The following is a 19,952-nucleotide window of genomic DNA, read 5'->3' as shown; positions in this document are numbered from 1 at the left end:
AAAGATAAAAATGAACAAGATTAATTATTTATATATTGTTACTATATTGCTGCTACAGAATTGTAATTCTTTAAAGAATAATACAATAAAGGAAGTCGGAATGGACGAAGCAATTGAAAACGTTATTCTAGATTTTTCTTCTTTAAATAGAGTTTATAAAAAGGATTCGATATTCAAAGTAACATATACAGATACTTTTTATAATATGGATATTGAAAAAGTCAAAGAGGGACATTATAAATCAGCTAAAGGGGAAAAGACGTATTTAGATTATTGCTTGGTAAGCATTACAGCAAATGATCATAAAATGTTTTTCAATTCACGATCAGATAATGATATTAAATATAATTTGCCAAGTAAATATTTAGAAAAGGATGGAAAACTATTTTATTGGTGGGACAAAAACGATTCAGTTACCAATGAAACTATAAAGGTTCTTGAAAAGTATGGATTATTACAAAATGATGATGGATGGTCTAAACTTCCTGAAATGTCAACGAATGATTCAAAAAAAGGAGTGGATTATTTTTTTTGCAGAAATGATCTATCTGAATATAAGAGGGTAATTACAAGCAAGTCTATTGAATATTATACACCACCTAAACTAGATTGTAATTAAAAAAGAACCAGATAGCTCGGATATGCTAGCGCGGAAATGTTTTCCGTGCTTGAGTATGAGTGAGAAATAAAAGAAAGAAACCAGTTACAGTGATGTAGCTGGTTTTTTATACGCTTCACTATCACTAGAGTGATCGTTACCACTATGTCTGTGACTAGTGGCGGTAATGAGTGAGTGGTATGAGTAAGAAAATACTAATTAATAGGCGGTCATCTAGAAATAGGTGGCTGTTTTGTTTTATAATGAGGTAGTCTTATGTGATACAAAGGTTGTTTCACTTGCTCGGATTACAAATCCCAGTAATCCAATTTTTATATGTTGTTATAGTCTCTTATGCCACTAGCCAGAGACTTGCTCCGACTAGAGAATAATTACTTGAGAATAGTTTATTTAAGTCATTCTGATTTTATTATATTTATTTGATAATCCTTAAAAGATAAAACAATGTTAGAAAAATTTACAGCATTCAAAATTAAAAATACAAGATCTATTTACGGTGGTACAAATGGTGATGGTGATCCAGTAGAAAGTGTAAGTCTTAGTTATAGTAAAATTGAAGTCTCTACATCTAAGAAAAAATCCAATTAAAATATAATCCAAACCTCGATCACTAGTCGTAGACTAGTGATAGGTATAGGTTAGGAAAAAATACAACAGCTATAGGTTTTTTACGTATGGCTGTTTTTTTATGATGGTACTTCGAAATAGCTCAGATTTGTAATCTGTTGCGATATAATAACTGTTTCACTTGCTCAGATTATAAATCCGAGCACTCTCTTTTTTTAAATTGTATGTGCTAGGTTTATTGATCGAACTTGCCTAAAAACCTGTAAAAAATTGTCTGTCAAAATATCACGAACCTAAGGATACTAAAAAACAATGATTTTAAATTTTAAAAGGAGTAGAGTTTAGTTATATTTGCGGCAAATTAAACAAAAATACATGATGTCAATATCTGATTTATTTGATAGTGGATTTCAGAAGCGAAATCAGGATCATTTTGCTGCAATTGTTAGAGTAGCAATGAGTGATGGTGTAATTACAGATGAAGAGAGGGCCTTTTTAGATAGACTAGCGCGTAGACTAGATATATCTGAAAATGATTATAAAGAAATTCTTAAGGATTATAATACTCATCCTATAAACCCACCTACAAGCTATGACGTAAGATTAGAGCGTTTATTTGATCTTGCCAGAATGGTATATGCAGATAATATAAAAGGTGATGAACAAGTCATATTATTAGAAAAATTAAGTATCGGATTAGGATTTAATGCTGATAATGCTAAATATGTTGTGGATAAAGCCTTAAAACTTGTTGATGGCGGTGTCGATACAGATACATTTATAGACGAAATCAAGAATATGAACAGATAATTTTTGTTCTAGATCATAAAAACAAAAGCTGCCTACTCGGCAGCTTTTTTTGCTATTTGTTTTGTGATTTTATAGAGTAATTCTTCTTGCTCAAAAGGTTTGGCAATAAAATCATCCATACCAGATCGTATGCATTTATCCCTTGCATTGTTATCTGCCTTACCCGAGAATCCAATGATAGGTACTTCTGAAATAAATTTGTCACCATAATTATTCCTGATCATCTGTGTGGTTTGGAAACCATCAAGTTTAGAGATGGTAAGATCCATTAAGATTAAATCATATTTACGACGTTCGATATACTTAATCGCGTGCTCCCCATTAATTGCAATATCTACAAAGTAGGTGCTTTGGGCAATAAGTATTTTCATGACTAGATACTGTGTGATCTCTTCGTCTTCTACGAGTAGTATTCTAAATTTATTTTTGCTTTTAGGTAAGCTATATTTTTTCTTCTTTCTTTCTATTGTTGTGTTTTTGGTAACCTCGAATTTAAAAGGAAGCTTAAGATTAAAAATGGTTCCTTTATCAGGTACGCTTTCTACTTTTATTTCTCCGTTTAGTAGGTCCACCAAATTTTTAACGATGGCTAAACCGAGACCTGTTCCTGTGATTTGCTTATCATGATTAAAACGTGTAAATCGTTCAAAAAGATGAGGTACATTTTCTTCATGAATGCCAATACCAGTATCTTCAATTCTAAAGCTAAGACTTAGCTTATTGGTGCGCTGATAGTTTTTACTAACGGTAAACTTAATTTTACCTTCTTCAGTAAACTTAAAAGCATTATTAATAAGGTTATTTAAGATTTGATATACTCGTGTTCTGTCACCAATTACATATTCTTGAATACTAGATTCTATTTCAGTTTCAAAAAGTATCCCTTTCTCTTGTGCAACTTTAGCATAGGTTTCGTTAAATCCATCGATTAAATCCTGAAATGCAAAACGCTCCTCTACAATTTTTAGTTTACCGGATTCTATTTTAGAGATATCAACCATATCATCTATAAGTGCATTTAGATGTAGGCTTTCTCGTTTTATGATGCGTGAGAGTTCTTCTTGTTCAAAATTTAATTGCGTTTTTTCTAAAACCTCTACAAACCCAAGAATACTGGTTAATGGTGTCCTGATTTCGTGATTAATATTGGCAATAAAACTATTTTTAAATTCTTCTTTCTCTATTAAATATTTATTCTTTAGTTCTAACTCTCTACCTATTAAAATAGACTCATTTCTTTGCTGTGCTATTCGGTTTAAATCACGGTATTTATTGGTATAGTCATAAAGAAAGATCGTAATGTGTTTAGCATCTGGCTGTATGGTAAGATCACAAATGCGAGCAGCATTTACATCTTCTATATGAATACATGGAAAGTTTAATTCTTGTTTGCGATCGAAACCATTAGCCTCGTCAAACGTTTTTAAGATTTCAAAAAAAGGATGGGCATCGTAAATTGATGCTCCTTTTGACCAGTTGAAGAGCGTAGTATCAGTTTCTTGAATACTGCCATCATATGCAACCTTAGTAACTTGTACCTGCGGATTAAATTGATACGTTTCTATCTGATTGTTCATACTATCCTGCCTTATTTTGCTAATTCTGATGCTAAATCAGAAAAGAAATCTTGTACATTTTTATTCATTTTTGCACTGGTTAGGCAGTCAAACGGAATGTTTTGTTCTTTTAACTGAGCTTTAACTTCTTTTTCATTAACCAAATCCAGTTTATTACCGATGGCTTTAGCAGTAACGTTTTTATAATTTTTTGTAAGATATTCTAAATCTTGATTTAGATTTTTATACGTATCCTCGCGTGTTAAATCAAATACATAAATAAAAGCATGCGATCCTAATAGATATGATTTTCGGGTGTCTTCTACTGTATTAGAGTGTCCTTCTGTATCCCATAGAATCATTGATAATTCTCTACCATCAGGTAGTGTAATCATTTTCTTTTTAATTTGAACGCCAAGTGTAACTTTATATTCTTCTGAAAATTCGTTATCTATTATACGCCTAAAAAGAGACGTTTTTCCAACGCCAAAATGTCCTAAGATTACTACTTTTTTAGACAATGTCATCTGCAAAATGTTTTTTTAATTTTTGGGTAAAAAGCGCGCTGTTTTTTAATTCTTTATTAGAGATATTATGTTGCGCAAAATCTAAAATTTGATCTTCTAATACTTCTTTAAACATCATACTATATGCGCCAGAAATTACTGCTGCCACATAATATGAGTAAAAGTTTTGTATATGTATCGTATATAATTCATATTCTATAAGTTCTAAGTCCTGATCTCCTCCTTCAAAAGCATCTTCTACAAAGCTTTTAATAGCTGTAAGCATACCAGCAACCATTTCTTTGTCAATTGTACCATCCGACAAAGGGCTGTAATCTGCGAGCAATATACCAGAGTTTTTTTCAATAACAAACATTTGCATTAATCTTGGTTTTGCATAATCAGAAAGAATAAGATCTCCTTCGGTAATACCTTGTGCTTTAGCTCTTGTTTTGCGAAACCAGTTTTTAAATGAGAATGCGGCTTTGGTTTTTCTGTTGATATTTTCACTTAGCAATCGCATTTCGTGAGCAATATATTTTTTAATCATCTTACCAATGATTGGGAATAATGCTTCTACAACTGCGTCTTGAGAATTTTTAATCTCTTCTTTTAAGGCCTCGGTAATCGTTGGTCCTAGTGTTTTTGGAATTTCTTCGACAAATTGCTCTAATTTATCATCAATAATAGGATCAACCTTGTGCGAAAGTTCCTGTTTTTGATGTACTATTTTACTAAGTTCTTCGACTTTTTCGGCAATAGAATCGGCAAACTCTTTTTCTTCGGTAAGAAGAAGCTTTTTAAGTATTTCGAGTTTGTCCTGATCTTCCATAATGTTAGGATAGCAGCATTACTTTTGGCTAATTTTTTCGCCCAAAGTGATCAGTAGATTCCCTAATGTATTTTTATCTACTTTTTTAGTGTCAAGCATCTCTACTTTATCTGCCAGATTATCTTCTAATTCTGTAATTCTAATATTAATATCAGTACTTAAATTATCAATCGCCTGATTTAATTCTTTTCTGGTTTCATCTATAAAATCTTCAAGTTCTTTCTTTTTTGAAGAAATATCTTTTTTTACATTATCAAACTCAGAATTATATGCGGCAATATTTTCTCCAAAAATAAGGTTTTTGATCGCTTCAATTTTTGATGAAGGATCGTTTAGTTTTTCTTCTTGGACAGCTTTATTTTCCTTGGCCATTTTAGTGTATTTAATTGATTCTAATTTGAGCACTACATAAAATTAACATAAAAATGTTAAAAGAGGGCTTCATTGCTAAATAAAGTTGCTAATATCAACTTAAAATTACATTTAGTCCTAACTAAAGTATACGTTTTTCGTTTAGGCTTAAGGGGGAGAATTTGTTTTAGGCTGTAAATTTACAATTATTATTGTGTATTATCAATCATTATGTATAATGATGTTCAGAGTTAATCCATAAATGACTCTACTTTTTCAACCATATTTTTACTTCCGCAAACAAAAGGGGTACGTTCGTGAAGCTCTGTTGGTTTTATATCCATGATACGTCTATATCCGTCACTAGCTTTTCCACCAGCTTGTTCTGCAATAAAAGCCATTGGATTACACTCGTACAACAAACGAAGTTTTCCGTTAGGAGATTTAGAAGTACTAGGGTAGAGGTATATCCCTCCTTTAATCATATTGCGATGAATATCACTAACTAAAGAACCAATATATCTAGAAGTATAGGGTCTATCCTCTTTTTCTTCCTGGCAATATTTGATATAATCTTTAATTCCTTGAGGGAAATGAATATAGTTTCCTTCATTTACCGAATAAATAGAACCATCATCAGGAAACTTCATATTTGGGTGCGATAAATAATATGTCCCTAAGGCTGGGTTTAAAGTAAAGCCATTAACTCCGTGACCAGTGGTGTATACCAGCATAGTAGAAGTTCCATAAATAATATATCCCGCAGCAACCTGAAGATTACCAGGTTGTAAAAAATCTTCTATAGTAACAGGAGTTCCTGTTGGCGTTACTCTACGATAGATAGAAAATATAGTTCCTACAGATACATTAACATCTATATTAGAACTACCGTCTAATGGATCCATTAAGACCACATAATTGTTGCGGTGATCGTTTTTTTGACCTTTTATGGTAATAAATTCATCATTTTCTTCAGAAGCGATTCCACAAACAATTTCTCTATTTGTTAAGGTATTAATAAACGTTTCGTTTGCCAATACATCAAGCTTTTGTTGATCTTCACCTTGTATGTTAGTTTCTCCAGCAGCACCAGTAATATCAACTAAACCAGCTTTGTTTACTTCGTGATTTACCATTTTTGCGGCCAATCTTATGGAGTTGATTAATCGTGAAAGCTCGCCACTTGCGTACGGAAAGTCTTTTTGGTTTTCAATTATAAATTCTCCTAAAGTTTGATTTTTTCTGGCCATTTATGGTAAAATTTAGTTGGTACAAAAGTATTATTTTTTAAATAACTATAACGTTTTCGGAAGTTTAAATTCTTAAACCCTATTAAGAATTGCAAAAAGATAAAAAGTAATTGTATAACATTAGAAAATTGTCTAGTTTCTAATACATATTTTATAGTTTTGATAAAATTTTGTCTTATGAGTTATATAATACGGGATGCTAATCCAGAAGATATGGGTCAGGTTCTTGAGTTAATCCAGGAATTAGCAACTTTTGAAAAAGAACCAGATGCTGTAGAGGTAACGGTTGATGAATTAATTACAGAGGGTTTTGGTGAACAACCTCTTTTTCATTGTTTTGTAGCCGAAGTGGATAAAAAAATAGTGGGGATAGCTTTGGTGTATTTTCGCTTTTCTACTTGGAAAGGACGTTCGATACATTTAGAAGATTTAATCGTTAAGGAATCTATGCGAGGCACTGGGTTAGGTAGTGCTTTATATGCTCAAGTCATGAAATATGCAAAAGAAAAGGGAGTGCGTAGAGTAGAATGGGTAGTTCTTGATTGGAACCAAAATGCTATAGATTTTTATGAAAAAAGTGGCGCTACACTTTTAAAGGACTGGTATTTGGTACAAATGGATCAAGGTGGTGTTAATGCATTTATCTCTGATTTATAATTTTAGTCCAATATAAATGAGAGTCTTTAAATTTGGTGGAGCATCTGTAAAAGATGCCAATGCTGTAAAAAATGTCGTTAATGTTCTTGATACGACTGGATTTTCTGAACTTGTTATCGTTGTATCTGCAATGGGTAAAACTACAAATGCTCTAGAAGAAATAGTAGCTTTGTATGTAGATACCGACGTAGCATACAAAAAGAATATTTTAGACTTGCATGATTTTCATGTTGATATCTTAGATGCTCTTTTTGACAGCCAACACTATCCTGTTTTTACAAAAGTTGAAGCGCTATTCAAAGACTTACAAACTATGCTGATCAGAAATAAATCAAATCAATATGATTTTATCTACGATCAAACGGTAAGTTATGGGGAGTTAATTGCAACTACAATTATTAGCGAATATCTAAACCATAAGGGGTATACCAACGAATGGATAGATGCAAGAGATTTGATTAAGACAAATCAAGTTTATAGAGATGCAGAGGTGGATTGGCAAAAGACGCAAGATTGTATTGTTACGAAAATAAATAAAAAAGGGCTTAGTATTACTCAAGGGTTTATAGGGTCTGATACTCATAATTTTACAACTACATTGGGTCGAGAAGGAAGTGATTATACTGCGGGTATTTTTGCATACTGTTTGGGTGCAAATAGTGTTAGTATCTGGAAAGATGTACCCGGAGTTTTAAATGCAGACCCCCGTGTTTTTGAAAATACAAACCTGCTATCTCATATCTCCTATAGTGAGGCCATAGAATTGGCATTTTACGGAGCATCTGTAATTCATCCTAAAACGATACAACCACTGCAACGTAAAGAAATACCATTGTATGTAAAATCATTTTTGGATCCTTTAAGTGCAGGTACTTCAGTAAAGAAAGGACAGCCTTTAGATCCTTATATGCCTTGTTATATTGTTAAGAAAAATCAGATTTTGGTATCTCTTTCGTCTCTTGATTTTTCTTTTATTGTCGAAAATATGATTAGTGAAGTTTTTAACTTACTTCATGAATATCAGCTAAAAGTAGATTTAATTCAAAATTCGGCTATTAGCTTTTCGGTATGCTTAGACGATCGATTTAATCACTTTAATGAACTTTTACCAATCCTGAAAGCAAGGTTTAAAGTTACATACAATATAGGGGTTTCACTTTATACAGTGCGTCACTTTACCAAAGATGCCATAGATTCTTTAGAGAAAAATAAGAGTATTTTACTAAAGCAAATCACAAGAGAGACTTATCAAATGGTTGCCTTGGATTAGTATTTCAATTCAAGGATTTTGCTATATTTGCAGTTAGCGCAAATTGAATTTAATGCCTATAGTCACAGCAAGAGAAGTAGCCATGGGGCTCAAACTAGAGAAACTTGGTTTTATAGGCACCTGTATTGGTTGGATATTCTTAAAAATTACTAGAATATCGAGGATTAATCGCGATTACGATAAATTAAGTCATTTAGAAGGTATAGAGTATATTGATAAGACTCTAGATCACTATGGTGTTACCTTTGAAATACCAGAGGAAGATTTAAAGCGATTACCAAAGGAAGGTGCATTTATTACGATATCAAATCACCCTTTGGGTGGTCTTGACGGTGGTTTGTTGCTTAAATTGATGTTAGAACATCGTGAGGATTACAAAATTATAGCCAATTTTCTACTTAATAATTTTGAACCTTTACAACCTTATATAATGCCTGTTAATCCTTTTGAAGACAGAAAAGATGCTAAATCTAGTCTTAAAGGGATCAAAGATTCAATCTTACATCTCAAAGAAGGAAAGCCATTGGGTATTTTTCCCGCAGGAGAAGTATCTACAGTTAAAGAAGGAAAAAACTATGTTGATAAAGCCTGGGAGCCTAGTGCAATGCGATTGATTCAAAAAGCAAAGGTTCCGGTAATACCAATATATTTTCATGCTCGTAACAGTAGGTTATTTTACCAATTGGCATCAATTAGTAGTAATTTAAGAACTGCAAAATTACCTAGCGAACTCTATTCGCAGGAGAATAAGGTAATCAAAGTGCGAATAGGAAATCCAATTTCAATAAAGGACCAGGAAGAACATACTAATCTAGAAGGTTTCACAAATTTCTTGAGAAAGAAAACGTATATGTTGGCGAATCCTTTTGAGAAAAAAACGTTGAGAGAATCTATTCCGCAAAATTTAAAATTACCCAAATCACCAAAGCAAATAGCTGGAGAAGGTAATACACAAACTATAGAGTCAGAGTTACAATATTGTAGAGACAATGATAAAAGGCTTCTCATAAGTAAGAACTATGAGGTTTTCTTGGCTAAAAAGACAGATGTTCCGACTATTTTACATGAAATAGGTCGGTTAAGAGAAATTACCTTTAGAGAAATAGGAGAAGGAACTAATAATCCTATTGATCTTGATGAGTTTGACGCATATTATCATCATATGTTTTTATGGGATAATAAGGCTAAAACCTTAGTAGGAGCATATCGTATGGGTATGGGCTCAGAGATATATGCTAACTGGGGGATAGATGGTTTTTATCTTCAAGATCTATTTAGATTCGAACCAGAGTTGCATAAAATGATGAATGAATCTATAGAAATGGGACGCGCATTTATCATTAAAGAATACCAACAACGTCCGATGCCATTATTTTTATTATGGAAAGGAATTGTGCACTGTACACTACGTTTTCCGGAGCATAAATATTTAATAGGTGGAGTGAGTATAAGCAACAAGTTTAGTAATTTCACTAAATCGTTGATGATAGAATTTATGAAATCTCACTACTATGATCCATATGTGGCACAATATGTGAGACCTAAAAAAGAATTTAAAGTAAAACTGAAAGATGCAGACAAAGACTTTGTTTTTGATGAAAGTAAGAGTGATCTAAATAAGTTTGATAAAATCATTGATGAAGTAGAACCAGGAAGTCTGCGTATTCCTGTTTTAATGAAAAAATATATTAAACAAAATGCCAAAGTTGTAGCATTTAATGTCGATCCACTATTTAATAATGCTGTAGATGGATTAATGTATATACGTATAGCAGATCTGCCCGATAGCACTGTAAAACCTGTTATGGAGGAGTTGCAGGCCGAACTTGAGCAGAAGTATTTTAAAAATGGAGATAAATAATTACTTACCTAAGAACTCGATAGCTATACTCATTTTATTTTTTTCTACACTTTTTTTATATTCTCAAAAAGACATTCAAGGAGTTATTTATGATCAGGTAACCAAAGAACCTTTAGTAGATGTAGTCGTATACTTAGATGGTACTACTAATGGCACAATAACAAATGAAAAAGGAAAATTTTATATAAAATTAGATCAAATAGCAAATAACACCTTAATCATATCATATTTTGGTTACCAAACTAAACTATTGGATTCTCAGATGATATTGAATAAAGAGTACGAACATATTCTTTTACAACCACAAGTAGAGGAATTAGAGGCCGTTGTATTACAAAAAGACCCATTAAGTAGAAGCCGTAAACTACGATATTTTAGAAAGTATTTTTTAGGGGATTATAGGATTCAAGAAAAATGTAAGATTATTAATGAAAAGGATATTGAACTGCACTATAATGTTGAAAAGAAAGTACTGTATGGAAGTGCTAGTGTGCCATTAAAAATTCGTAACAAACTACTGGGATATGAAATTTTATATACTCTATTTGATTTCGAATTACAATTTGGAAATGATACTATAAAAAAGAATCTGAGTTATTTTTCAGGAACTCCTTTTTTTAAAGAATTAAGAAAAAAAACATTAGTTAAACATATTAAAAATAGAGAAACCTATTATAAAGGATCTAGCTTGCATTTTATGCGAGCACTTGCTACAAAAACACTAGCTGAAAATAAATTTAGAGCTTTTCATAATGGATTTGCTGGAGATCCTTATGCTTTTTTTACCATAACTAGAAAAAAAAGAATGCTAACAAAAGTTGAAATGGCATTAAATGTTGTTAGTATTTTATATGATCAAAAACTAAGAACTAAAATTGAAGTGCCCGAAGGTAATTTTTTAATAGATAAAATGGGGAATTATTCACCTCCCACCGGTGTTATTTTTGATGGATATATGGGTAGCCTTAAAATAGGGACTTTACTACCCCTTGACTATGTTTTTGAAGCTCAATAGAGTAATGAAAAAAACAACTCAGATCTTAAATTTGGGTTATAAAAATGTTGTTTATAGTATTTTTGAGCAGTTGGTCGAAATATCCCCTGGTTTTTAAAAATGAAATTCTAATTTTTTAGTATAAATAATAGTACTTAGTAATCAAAAGATTTAAAAATGATTACGCAATATATCTATTTTGCTATTGCTTTACTGGGTATTATTTTTTTCCTTTTTCTAATTAAGAAATTATTTAAGTGGTTACAAAGTAAGATTAGTAAGTTAGAAAATAATATTTTTTTTAGTAATACTAAGTTTGCCCAGTTTTTTAGGTTTATCACACCAAGAAGAGAAAGACATATTCTTAGTTTTTTTCTCAGACTATTGCGTATCACTATTAGTATTACTTTTCTAATTCTTTATCTTCCTTTTCTATTTAGTTTGGTCCCTCAAACAAAGAAATATGCAGATATTGTTATTGGGTACATAAAAAAACCATTATTGTTCCTTTATGAAGGTTTGATAGGGTTTATACCTAACTTGTTTTTCATTGTTGTTATCTTTTTTGTTACTAAATACTTACTTAAGTTTTTAAAGTATGTAACTACAGAACTGGAGAGAGAAGCCGTTAGACTAGATGGTTTTCATGCAGATTGGGCACGTCCTACATTTAACTTATTAAGAGTGGTTATCATTGCTTTTGCGTTAATTATAGTTTTTCCTTATATACCAGGTTCAGATTCACCTGCTTTTAAAGGAGTTTCAATCTTTTTTGGAATACTTTTTTCACTTGGATCCACCTCTGCTATATCAAATATTGTTGCAGGAATTGTAATTACATACATGCGTCCTTTTAAAGTAGGGGATAGGGTTAAAATAGGAGATACGATAGGTGATATTACAGAACGAAGCCTATTGGTTACCAGAGTAAAAACTATTAAAAATTTGGATATCACAATTCCTAACTCATCTATTCTAGGAAATCATATTACCAATTTTACGAAAAATGCAGAAGATGTCGGAATCATTTTGCATACATCGGTTACGATAGGGTATGATGTTACGGGTAATGATGTGGTAAAGGCATTAATCGAGGGAGCAAAGAAAACAGATCTTATTTTGTCTGATCCTGTTCCTTTTGTTCTAATAAAAAGCCTAGATGATTTTTACGTTAATTACGAAATAAATGTATATACCAAAAACCCGGAAAAATCGGCTTTAATATATTCTATGTTGCATGAAAATCTTAAGGGTGAATTACATCATGCAGGTATAGAAATCCTATCTCCGCACTATCAGGCAATTCGAGATGGTAATGTATTAACGGTTCCACCAGAAAATATTCCTCAAAATTACATAAAACCAGGTTTTAAAGTTAATTAGAAGACTTCATCACCTAACCTTATTTTGGGAATTCATATTTTAAATTTAATAAATTATAATAAAGATTAAACTCATGGAAAAAGCACAAGAATGGATTAATTATGGAATCGAATTAGCCAAAGAATTTGGTCCAAAATTACTTACAGCAATTTTAATTTATATCGTAGGTTCTTGGATTATCAAGAAGGTGTTAAAAGCCCTTACTAAGGTTTTTAATAAAACCAAATATGACGAATCACTTCAAAAATTTCTACTAAATTTAACTTCTTGGGCACTCAAAATATTTTTAATAATCATAGTTATATCACGTTTAGGTGTTGATGTAACTACCTTTGCTGCTGTAATAGCTGCTGCTGGATTGGCAATTGGGTTAGCATTACAAGGATCCCTTTCAAATTTTGCAGGAGGAGTACTCATCATGATTTTTAAACCTTATAAAATTGGAGACCTGATTGAAGCACAAGGTGTTTTAGGTGCAGTTAAAGAAATTGAAATTTTCACAACTAAACTGGTGACTCCACAAAATAAACTTGCTATTGTGCCTAATGGGGCAATGGCTAATGGTAATATAGTAAATTATACAGCAGAAGGCTTGATGCGTGTAGATCTTACCGTTGGGATTGGGTATGGTGAAGATATTAAGAAAGCAAAAGATACATTGCTAGAAATTTTAATGAATGATCCAAAAGTACTTAAGGAACCAGCCCCATCTGTTAATGTTAGTAATTTAGGAGATAGTTCTGTTGATCTGGCAGTACGTCCTTTTTGTAGACCTGAAGATTATTGGGATGTGTATTTTGCATCTTTAGAAAATTGTAAGACTGCTCTAGATAAAGCGGGTATAGAAATTCCTTATCCACATTCTGTAGAAATACATAAACAAGGGTAGTGATATATTAACCATGTATAAAAAAAGTTCTTAGATTTCTAAGAACTTTTTTTATGTACAGTAATTTTACTAATGTGATGCTGTTAGAACATTTTTGGTTACAAAATCTTGACAATACGTTTTGATTTCGTTTCTGGTTTTTTCAAAAGCAGCATGGATTTCTTCTTCTGTACCTTCTATTTTTGATGGATCAAAGAAATTATAGTGTAAACGTTCTGCCTTACCAGGAAAAAACGGGCATCTCTCTTTGGCATTATCACAAACAGTTAATATATAGTCAAAATTAACATCTAAATACTCTTCCAGATTATTTGATGTATGATTAGTTATATCAATGTTATCTTCTTTCATAATGGCTATTGCCCTTGGGTTTACGCCATGGGTCTCTACTCCGGCACTATAGATTTTGGCATTGTCTTTTGCAAAATGCTTTAAATACCCTTCGGCCATTTGACTTCTGCACGAATTTCCGGTGCATAATACTAAAATATTCATGAATTTTACTTTTAATTATTCTCAAATAAAATGAGAATTTGTGGTGTTTATGTGGTTATATAATTAATGTACTACGTCGTTCCAGAATGGTATTGTCATACCAAATATTATCCAGCTTACCTACTTTTTCTCGATATCCAATTTCTCTAAACCCAAGAGATTTATGTAAATTAATACTTGGGATGTTCAAACTAAAAACACTTGCTTGTAACGTCCAGAAACCATGTTTTTCACTTTCATTAATCAACTGGGATAAAAGTAGTTTTCCTACTCCTAAATTTCTGCATTTTGATGTTATATAAATGCTAACTTCTGCAACACCTTTGTACACCTCTCTTTTTGAAGTAGGAGTCAATGCTGCCCAGCCTACTACTTTATCATGCAAAACAGCTTTGATTCTACAAGATGTTATGTGAGCAATATCCCATTGTTCCCAAGTGGGTATCTGGGTTTCAAAAGTAGCGATACCTGTATCGATTCCCTCTTTATAGATGGTAGCAATTTGCGACCAATCATTTTGATTAAAATACGCTATTTTGATATTCGAAACCATTAACAACAACCGCTACCTGGAGCACAAGATCCAGTAACCTCTGCTTCATTTGTTTCTGGGACTCCACATGTCTCTTTTGCTTTGCAATCTGTTGGATGCACTGTAAGTTTAAGAATAAGTTGCCCTTCTTTAATAGCAAAATCCGCAACGTGCAATTGCGCTGTATGAAACATAGAATTACCGTACTCTATTTTTACAGGCGCTTCCATATCATAAGCTTTCATTGTACCTACTTTTTTAAGGATACCTAATGCCTTATAGGCGCTCATGTAATTTGGTTTTCCTAATTCACTTGGACTTTCCCAAAGTTGAATTACAGTTTCTTTCCAGGTATCAATATTACCACCACAATCTACAGCGTCGACTGTAGTATGTTTAACTTCGGTTATGTGATAATTCGTTCCTACTAGCATACCAGGAGCATACTCAAATAATAAAGATTTACCTTGATGTTCTGCTAGTAATGTTATAAAATCTGATGTATTCATAGTACTATTTTTTAAATATGTATTAATTTGTCTTATTAGCAACAATTTTCTTTTGTAGTATTAAAAAATCCATTTAATAATTTTTGCAATTCTTTCCAACGATCAATATCAATGCAATAGCACATGCTTTTGCCTTCAATTTCGCCTTTTAATAATCCAATGCTTTTTAGTTCTTTAAGGTGTTGAGAGATTGTGGCTTGAGCTAATCCAATTTCTTCAACAAGATCATTGCATATGCACGAATTTTGAGTGCTAATGTGTTGAAGTATTGCAATTCGAGCAGGGTGGCCTAATATTTTAAAAAATTGGGCAAGCTCATTTTGCTTTTTATCAAATATTTGAGTTTTAGTAATTCCCATTTTAATATTTATATATCGCAATATTACGATAATAAAATAGAATAAAAAAGCCAGAATATAATTTTTCTGGCTTTTAGATTGTTTTTATAGTTTAGAACCAAGGTTTTTTACCTACTTGGTACGTTTGATAAAATTCTTCGTCAGATTTTGTTAGGTATATAATACCTTCAATTAAACCAATAACACTTGGAATCCAAATGAAAAGTAATCCTACAGCTAAACAAGATAATATATAGGCAGCAACGGATATCCCTAATAGGATAAACCCTTCTTTTTGGTATCCTAAAATAAATTTATGGACCCCTAGACTACCTAAAAATATTGCTAGAATACCAGCTAAAATTTTCTTGTTATCTTGAGAGTTTAGTATCTCTTTAGCTCCTTCGGCAAAATCGTTGGCGCTATCTTTAACGGTTTCGGCAGCTTCTTCAGCTCCTTTTTTGATGTCATCTCCCAAATTGTTGTTTTCTTCACTCATGTTGTTTAAATAATGATTAACGTCTAGAAAAATACGAAAAAAAACTTTCTAAATTAGATTCATTATAAAAAAGCTTTATCTATAGGTTCCCAAAGTTCTATTTTGTTTCCTTCTGGGTCTATAATCCAACCAAATTTACCGTATTCATATTCTTCGACTTTATCGATTACAGTAACTCCTTCTTCTTTAAGTGTTTTAAGTAGTTCGGTTAAGTTTTCTACTCTAAAATTCATCATGAACTCTTTTTTGCTAGGAGCAAAATATGTGGTGTCTTCTTTAAAAGGACTCCATTGGGTAGAGCAATCATTACCTGCTTTATCTTTCCACCAAAATGTACAGCCATAGTCATCAGTATTAAATCCTAAATGATTTTTATACCAATCTTTGGTCTTTTTAGGATCGGTTGATTTAAAAAATATTCCACCAATACCTGTTACTCTTTTTTTCATAATCTGATTGTGTTTATTTCTTCTTTATATTTGATTCGTAGGTATTAATCCACTCTTCGGGAGTCATTTTAGTAGCAAGTTCACCGATAAGTTTCATAGGTATTTGATCTATCTTTTTAAATCTAATACAACTTTTACCCATATCTAATTTTGTTTTGACGTGTTTGGGATATTCACTTACAAACCAATCCATTAATTCTGGACTAGCATAAATACCACTATGATATACTGCTATAAAGTTTTTTTGTGATGCAATATTCATAAAGGGTAATGGCAATTGGGGATCGCAGTGATAGCCGCTAGGATATAAACTATGTGGTACTACATATCCAATCATTTTGTAGTTTATTTCTTCAGAAAATCCTTTGGGTAAATTATCCTTAATTACTTTTCTTAATGAGTTCATTACCGATCTTCTTTCTTCTGGAATAGCGGCAATATATTCGTCTGGAGTTTTAGCTTCATATTGCATAATATTGATCTTTTGATTATGATTTAAATATAGCTTATTTGATGTTAATCTTAAGTAGAAAATCTACTAATGAGATACTTATATGATTACTTAGGTATGTTTAAAATAAGTAATTTAAATTAAAACAAAAGTTTATGTTAAAATGGATGTTGTTAATGTTATGTGCTTGTATTTTTGTTAGTGGATATGTGGTCAGTGAAGTTTAAATCATATCCATATGTTGAGAAAGAATTTAGTAATCGGATTCTTATTCATTTGTATTGTTTCGCAAGCGCAAGATTATATTTATAAAAATTTTAATACCTCTGATGGCTTAAGTAGTTCTGAAGTATACGATGTAACCCAAGACAACAATGGTTTTTTATGGTTTGCTACTGATCGTGGTTTAACTAGTTATGATGGGTATACGTTTAAAAAGTATACCACCAAAGATGGAATTACAGACCCCGTTGTATTTAATTTTTACGAACAAAATGACGGTACCATCTTATGTTCTACTTATAATAAAAAGTTATTTTTTTATGACCCTGACAAAAGAGAATTCTCCCCCTACACTTACAATAGTTTATTAAATAACATACCCGGAAATTATACATTTAATTCTATTAAAGTTAATGATCAGTGTGATGTTTTCATAAATTTTAAAGGACTTGCTGGATATGTAATACTGCATGAGAATGGGTATTTCGAGAATAAAATTACAGATACTCAAGGCCCTATGTTTCTAAAAACAGAGATCGAATATCCTAATTATACATATATTACAAATAAAAGTGTAGGTGATAACGAACTTAATGCACATACTATAGAGATTTCTAATTATGGGTGGTATTACGATACTATTTATAATTCTAATAAAGATCAAATTGTAACTATAGTAAATAACAAGATTTACCTCTTTAATACTTTGCATGAACTTAAACAAGTTCTTGTAAGCGAACAAAATATTTTAATTGCTGGTGAATATGACGAGAATCATTTTTGGGTAGGGTTAGAGCAAGGAGGACTTAAGATTTATGATTATAATGGGAAATTGTCCAGTCATTTGTTACCTAAAGAGTCTGTTACAAAAATATTAAAAGATCACGAGGGAGGATTATGGTTAACTACTATAGATTCAGGTGTTTTTTATATAAAAAACCCAACAGTAAAAAACTATCCAATTACTAACAAAAATCAGAATATCCATTCTTTAACAGCTAATAATAAAGGAGAGCTATATGTTGGATATAATCATGGGGAGTTATACAAAAAAAGAAATAATAACCTTAGTCTTTTTTGGAAACCTCCTTATGATCTTTTGCATAATAAAGTAAGAGTACAATATTATAAACGAGATAGCACGTTGTTATTTCAATCAACTCCATTTTTGTTAAAGTCTAGCGCCGAAAAAATTGATGTTATTACTAACAATATGCGAACAAACGCTTTATCAGATAATGTTAATTATCCTCCTTTAATGATAGGAAAACAAATATTTGAATACGAGAAAGATTCGGTTTTTTGTAGAACGAAAGAAGGTTTTAAAAAGAAAATTTTTGACATCTCACATGCAGACGATGGTTATTATCTGGCAACTTTATCAGGTTTATTTCATCATAAAAAAGATTCACTGTACGATTTAGGAAAGAAAAACCCATTACTGTCTTATAGAATTGATGATATTGATAAAAAGGGTGATAGATATTATTTAGCAACTATGGGAGCGGGGTTAATTATAAAAGATAAGGATACCGTTTTTACTATAAGTACCGAAAATGGATTAACCAGTAACTCCACTACACAGGTATATGTGCCTAGAGAACGTGAAGTTTATGTAGCGACTAATAATGGTTTTAACAGAATACTATTTAATAATGATTTAAAAAACTATTCAATATCAGGATTTTCGTATAAAGATGGCTTACCCACTAATGAGGTAAATGATATAGAACTACTAAAGGACACCATTTGGGTAGCTACAAAAGACGGCTTGTACTCTGTTCCTAAAAAAACAATAGAGCGCACCAATCAAATTACTAATAGGGATTGGCTTCGAATAAATAGTGTAATGGTAAATAATGTAGAAATGCATGATTTTGATACACTACATCGCTTATCATATAATCAAAATACAATTGCGATTGGGTACAGTGCAATATCATTTAAGAATGCAAATAATATCATGTATCGCTATCGTCTTCTTGATAAAGAGAAACAATGGAACAGCACAAAAAATAAAGAAGTTAGGTATATTGATTTAAACCCTGGAACATACACTTTTGAAATACAAACAAAGGGTGGTAATAAAACTTGGAACTCAGAAAGTCGTTATTTGCAAATTAGTATTCAAAAACCATTTTGGAAAGTATGGTGGTTTTATAGTTTGGTTTCATTAGGTACCATATTAATTATCTACAGCTTTTTTAGGTTTAATGTACTACAATACAATAAAGATATTATTCGTGAGTTTTTACGCCTTACTTTAAAAAAAATAAAAGGAGAAAAACACATAATTAATATTAAAGAATCAGGTGTCGAAGTCCGATTAGACACCTCTACTATTTTATTTATGAAATCTGCTGGTAATTACTTGGAAATATATACTCAAGAAAAAATGTATTTGATAAGAGAAAAAATTGGCAGTTTTGAAAAAAAAATGCCTGATCCGTTAGAATATATTAGAGTCCATAGATCATATGTCGTGCGCATTGATAAAATAGATCAAAAAAATCATAAATATGTAATGATAGATGATCAAAAGATTCCTGTGAGTAATAAGTATAAAGAAAATTTAGACAAAATTATATTATAAATTTGATTTCGATACGCTCGTAAATAATTCTCTTTTTAAATGTTATCCCGTAAAGTAATTGGGGTAATTTATCTCTTTGTTTATGAGTGATTTAATAAAAAAATAAAAGAAATATTTTGTGTTTTTCTTTGGCAAAAAACTCGTCACTTTTCGCACCCAATTCGTCCCAGTTCAAAATTAGATTGTCACTTTTTATTTGTGTCTTATCACAAGTTATAGTGTTTGAAGCATTGCTTGTAAAGGGTAGCTATATCTTTAGATTGTGATTTGAAATACAAAGCTAATTCAAATTCATTACATCTTAAAATCAATATAAACT

The 19,952-nt window shown here is 31.4% G+C and carries 22 protein-coding genes; 10 read left to right on the top strand and 12 right to left on the bottom strand.

Annotated features, from left to right (window positions below; all coding sequences use genetic code 11):
* Nucleotides 1-10 precede the first annotated feature (10 nt).
* The 3 genes from D1816_RS14295 (at nucleotide 11) to D1816_RS14290 (ending at nucleotide 1,996) form a co-directional block, all read left to right on the top strand.
* Nucleotides 11-619, top strand: a complete 609-nt coding sequence (locus D1816_RS14295) for a hypothetical protein (protein ID WP_147405144.1) — start codon at nucleotides 11-13, stop codon at nucleotides 617-619.
* Nucleotides 620-1,063: 444 nt separating this feature from the next.
* Nucleotides 1,064-1,207, top strand: a complete 144-nt coding sequence (locus D1816_RS25680) for a hypothetical protein (RefSeq protein WP_158597817.1) — start codon at nucleotides 1,064-1,066, stop codon at nucleotides 1,205-1,207.
* A 357-nt stretch (nucleotides 1,208-1,564) separates the two neighbouring features.
* Nucleotides 1,565-1,996, top strand: coding sequence for a TerB family tellurite resistance protein (locus D1816_RS14290; RefSeq protein WP_118503684.1), 432 nt, complete (start codon nucleotides 1,565-1,567; stop codon nucleotides 1,994-1,996).
* 32 nt (nucleotides 1,997-2,028) lie between these two features.
* Here D1816_RS14290 and D1816_RS14285 read toward each other — a convergent pair whose 3' ends face one another.
* The 5 genes from D1816_RS14285 to fbp form a co-directional block, all read right to left on the bottom strand.
* Nucleotides 2,029-3,573 (bottom strand): ATP-binding protein, encoded by a 1,545-nt coding sequence (locus D1816_RS14285; RefSeq protein WP_118503683.1) that lies wholly within the window; start codon nucleotides 3,571-3,573, stop codon nucleotides 2,029-2,031.
* Nucleotides 3,574-3,584: 11 nt separating this feature from the next.
* Nucleotides 3,585-4,079, bottom strand: a complete 495-nt coding sequence (locus D1816_RS14280) for a Rab family GTPase (protein WP_118503682.1) — start codon at nucleotides 4,077-4,079, stop codon at nucleotides 3,585-3,587.
* Complete coding sequence (locus D1816_RS14275) at nucleotides 4,066-4,890, bottom strand: cell envelope biogenesis protein OmpA (protein WP_066314919.1); 825 nt, start codon at nucleotides 4,888-4,890, stop codon at nucleotides 4,066-4,068. The genes D1816_RS14280 and D1816_RS14275 overlap by 14 nt, the downstream gene beginning before the upstream one ends.
* An 18-nt stretch (nucleotides 4,891-4,908) precedes the next feature.
* The gene (locus D1816_RS14270; RefSeq protein WP_066314918.1) at nucleotides 4,909-5,262 is read right to left on the bottom strand and encodes a fructose 1,6-bisphosphatase; all 354 of its coding nucleotides are present in this window, start codon (nucleotides 5,260-5,262) and stop codon (nucleotides 4,909-4,911) included.
* Nucleotides 5,263-5,492: 230 nt separating this feature from the next.
* Nucleotides 5,493-6,491, bottom strand: coding sequence for a class 1 fructose-bisphosphatase (gene fbp / locus D1816_RS14265; protein ID WP_066314914.1), 999 nt, complete (start codon nucleotides 6,489-6,491; stop codon nucleotides 5,493-5,495).
* 177 nt (nucleotides 6,492-6,668) lie between these two features.
* Here fbp and D1816_RS14260 point away from each other — a divergent pair, with 177 nt between their 5' ends.
* The 6 genes from D1816_RS14260 to D1816_RS14235 all read left to right on the top strand — a co-directional run bounded on the left by D1816_RS14260 (nucleotide 6,669) and on the right by D1816_RS14235 (nucleotide 13,545).
* On the top strand, nucleotides 6,669-7,148 hold the full coding sequence (locus D1816_RS14260) for a GNAT family N-acetyltransferase (protein WP_066314912.1): 480 nt from the start codon (nucleotides 6,669-6,671) through the stop codon (nucleotides 7,146-7,148).
* 16 nt (nucleotides 7,149-7,164) lie between these two features.
* Entirely contained in the window at nucleotides 7,165-8,418 is a 1,254-nt protein-coding gene (locus tag D1816_RS14255) for an aspartate kinase (RefSeq protein WP_066314910.1), read from the top strand.
* A 52-nt stretch (nucleotides 8,419-8,470) separates the two neighbouring features.
* Entirely contained in the window at nucleotides 8,471-10,279 is a 1,809-nt protein-coding gene (locus tag D1816_RS14250; RefSeq protein WP_118503681.1) for a lysophospholipid acyltransferase family protein, read from the top strand.
* Complete coding sequence (locus D1816_RS14245) at nucleotides 10,266-11,294, top strand: carboxypeptidase-like regulatory domain-containing protein (RefSeq protein ID WP_118503680.1); 1,029 nt, start codon at nucleotides 10,266-10,268, stop codon at nucleotides 11,292-11,294. Before D1816_RS14250 ends, D1816_RS14245 begins: the two co-directional genes overlap by 14 nt.
* A gap of 156 nt (nucleotides 11,295-11,450) precedes the next feature.
* Nucleotides 11,451-12,656, top strand: a complete 1,206-nt coding sequence (locus D1816_RS14240; protein WP_118503678.1) for a mechanosensitive ion channel family protein — start codon at nucleotides 11,451-11,453, stop codon at nucleotides 12,654-12,656.
* 73 nt (nucleotides 12,657-12,729) lie between these two features.
* Nucleotides 12,730-13,545 carry a mechanosensitive ion channel family protein gene (locus D1816_RS14235; protein ID WP_066314902.1) on the top strand — a complete coding sequence of 272 codons (816 nt, stop codon included), beginning with the start codon at nucleotides 12,730-12,732 and terminating at the stop codon, nucleotides 13,543-13,545.
* A 69-nt stretch (nucleotides 13,546-13,614) separates the two neighbouring features.
* Here the strand turns inward: D1816_RS14235 and D1816_RS14230 are convergent, their stop codons facing one another.
* From D1816_RS14230 to D1816_RS14200, 7 genes are all read right to left on the bottom strand, one after another.
* On the bottom strand, nucleotides 13,615-14,040 hold the full coding sequence (locus D1816_RS14230) for an arsenate reductase ArsC (protein WP_118503676.1): 426 nt from the start codon (nucleotides 14,038-14,040) through the stop codon (nucleotides 13,615-13,617).
* Nucleotides 14,041-14,095: 55 nt separating this feature from the next.
* A complete protein-coding gene (locus D1816_RS14225) occupies nucleotides 14,096-14,593 on the bottom strand; it encodes a GNAT family N-acetyltransferase (RefSeq protein WP_118503674.1) in 498 nt (165 codons plus the stop codon).
* Nucleotides 14,593-15,081: a DUF6428 family protein gene (locus tag D1816_RS14220; RefSeq protein ID WP_118503672.1), complete on the bottom strand. Its 489-nt coding sequence runs from the start codon at nucleotides 15,079-15,081 to the stop codon at nucleotides 14,593-14,595. The genes D1816_RS14225 and D1816_RS14220 overlap by 1 nt, the downstream gene beginning before the upstream one ends.
* Nucleotides 15,082-15,116: 35 nt before the next feature.
* A complete protein-coding gene (locus D1816_RS14215) occupies nucleotides 15,117-15,440 on the bottom strand; it encodes a helix-turn-helix transcriptional regulator (protein ID WP_066314895.1) in 324 nt (107 codons plus the stop codon).
* Between the two features lie 91 nt (nucleotides 15,441-15,531).
* Nucleotides 15,532-15,918: a TM2 domain-containing protein gene (locus tag D1816_RS14210; protein WP_066314892.1), complete on the bottom strand. Its 387-nt coding sequence runs from the start codon at nucleotides 15,916-15,918 to the stop codon at nucleotides 15,532-15,534.
* A gap of 62 nt (nucleotides 15,919-15,980) precedes the next feature.
* Nucleotides 15,981-16,367, bottom strand: coding sequence for a VOC family protein (locus D1816_RS14205; RefSeq protein WP_066314890.1), 387 nt, complete (start codon nucleotides 16,365-16,367; stop codon nucleotides 15,981-15,983).
* 13 nt (nucleotides 16,368-16,380) lie between these two features.
* On the bottom strand, nucleotides 16,381-16,839 hold the full coding sequence (locus D1816_RS14200; RefSeq protein WP_066314889.1) for a DUF1801 domain-containing protein: 459 nt from the start codon (nucleotides 16,837-16,839) through the stop codon (nucleotides 16,381-16,383).
* Nucleotides 16,840-17,056: 217 nt separating this feature from the next.
* Here D1816_RS14200 and D1816_RS14195 point away from each other — a divergent pair, with 217 nt between their 5' ends.
* Nucleotides 17,057-19,633, top strand: a complete 2,577-nt coding sequence (locus tag D1816_RS14195) for a LytTR family transcriptional regulator DNA-binding domain-containing protein (RefSeq protein ID WP_118503670.1) — start codon at nucleotides 17,057-17,059, stop codon at nucleotides 19,631-19,633.
* Nucleotides 19,634-19,952 lie beyond the last annotated feature (319 nt).

Source organism: Aquimarina sp. AD10 (assembly GCF_003443715.1).
In the GTDB taxonomy this organism is placed as follows: Bacteria; Bacteroidota; Bacteroidia; order Flavobacteriales; family Flavobacteriaceae; genus Aquimarina; species Aquimarina aggregata.
Note: the sequence above shows the minus strand (reverse complement) of the source record. Positions and strands in the feature narration are given on the sequence as shown.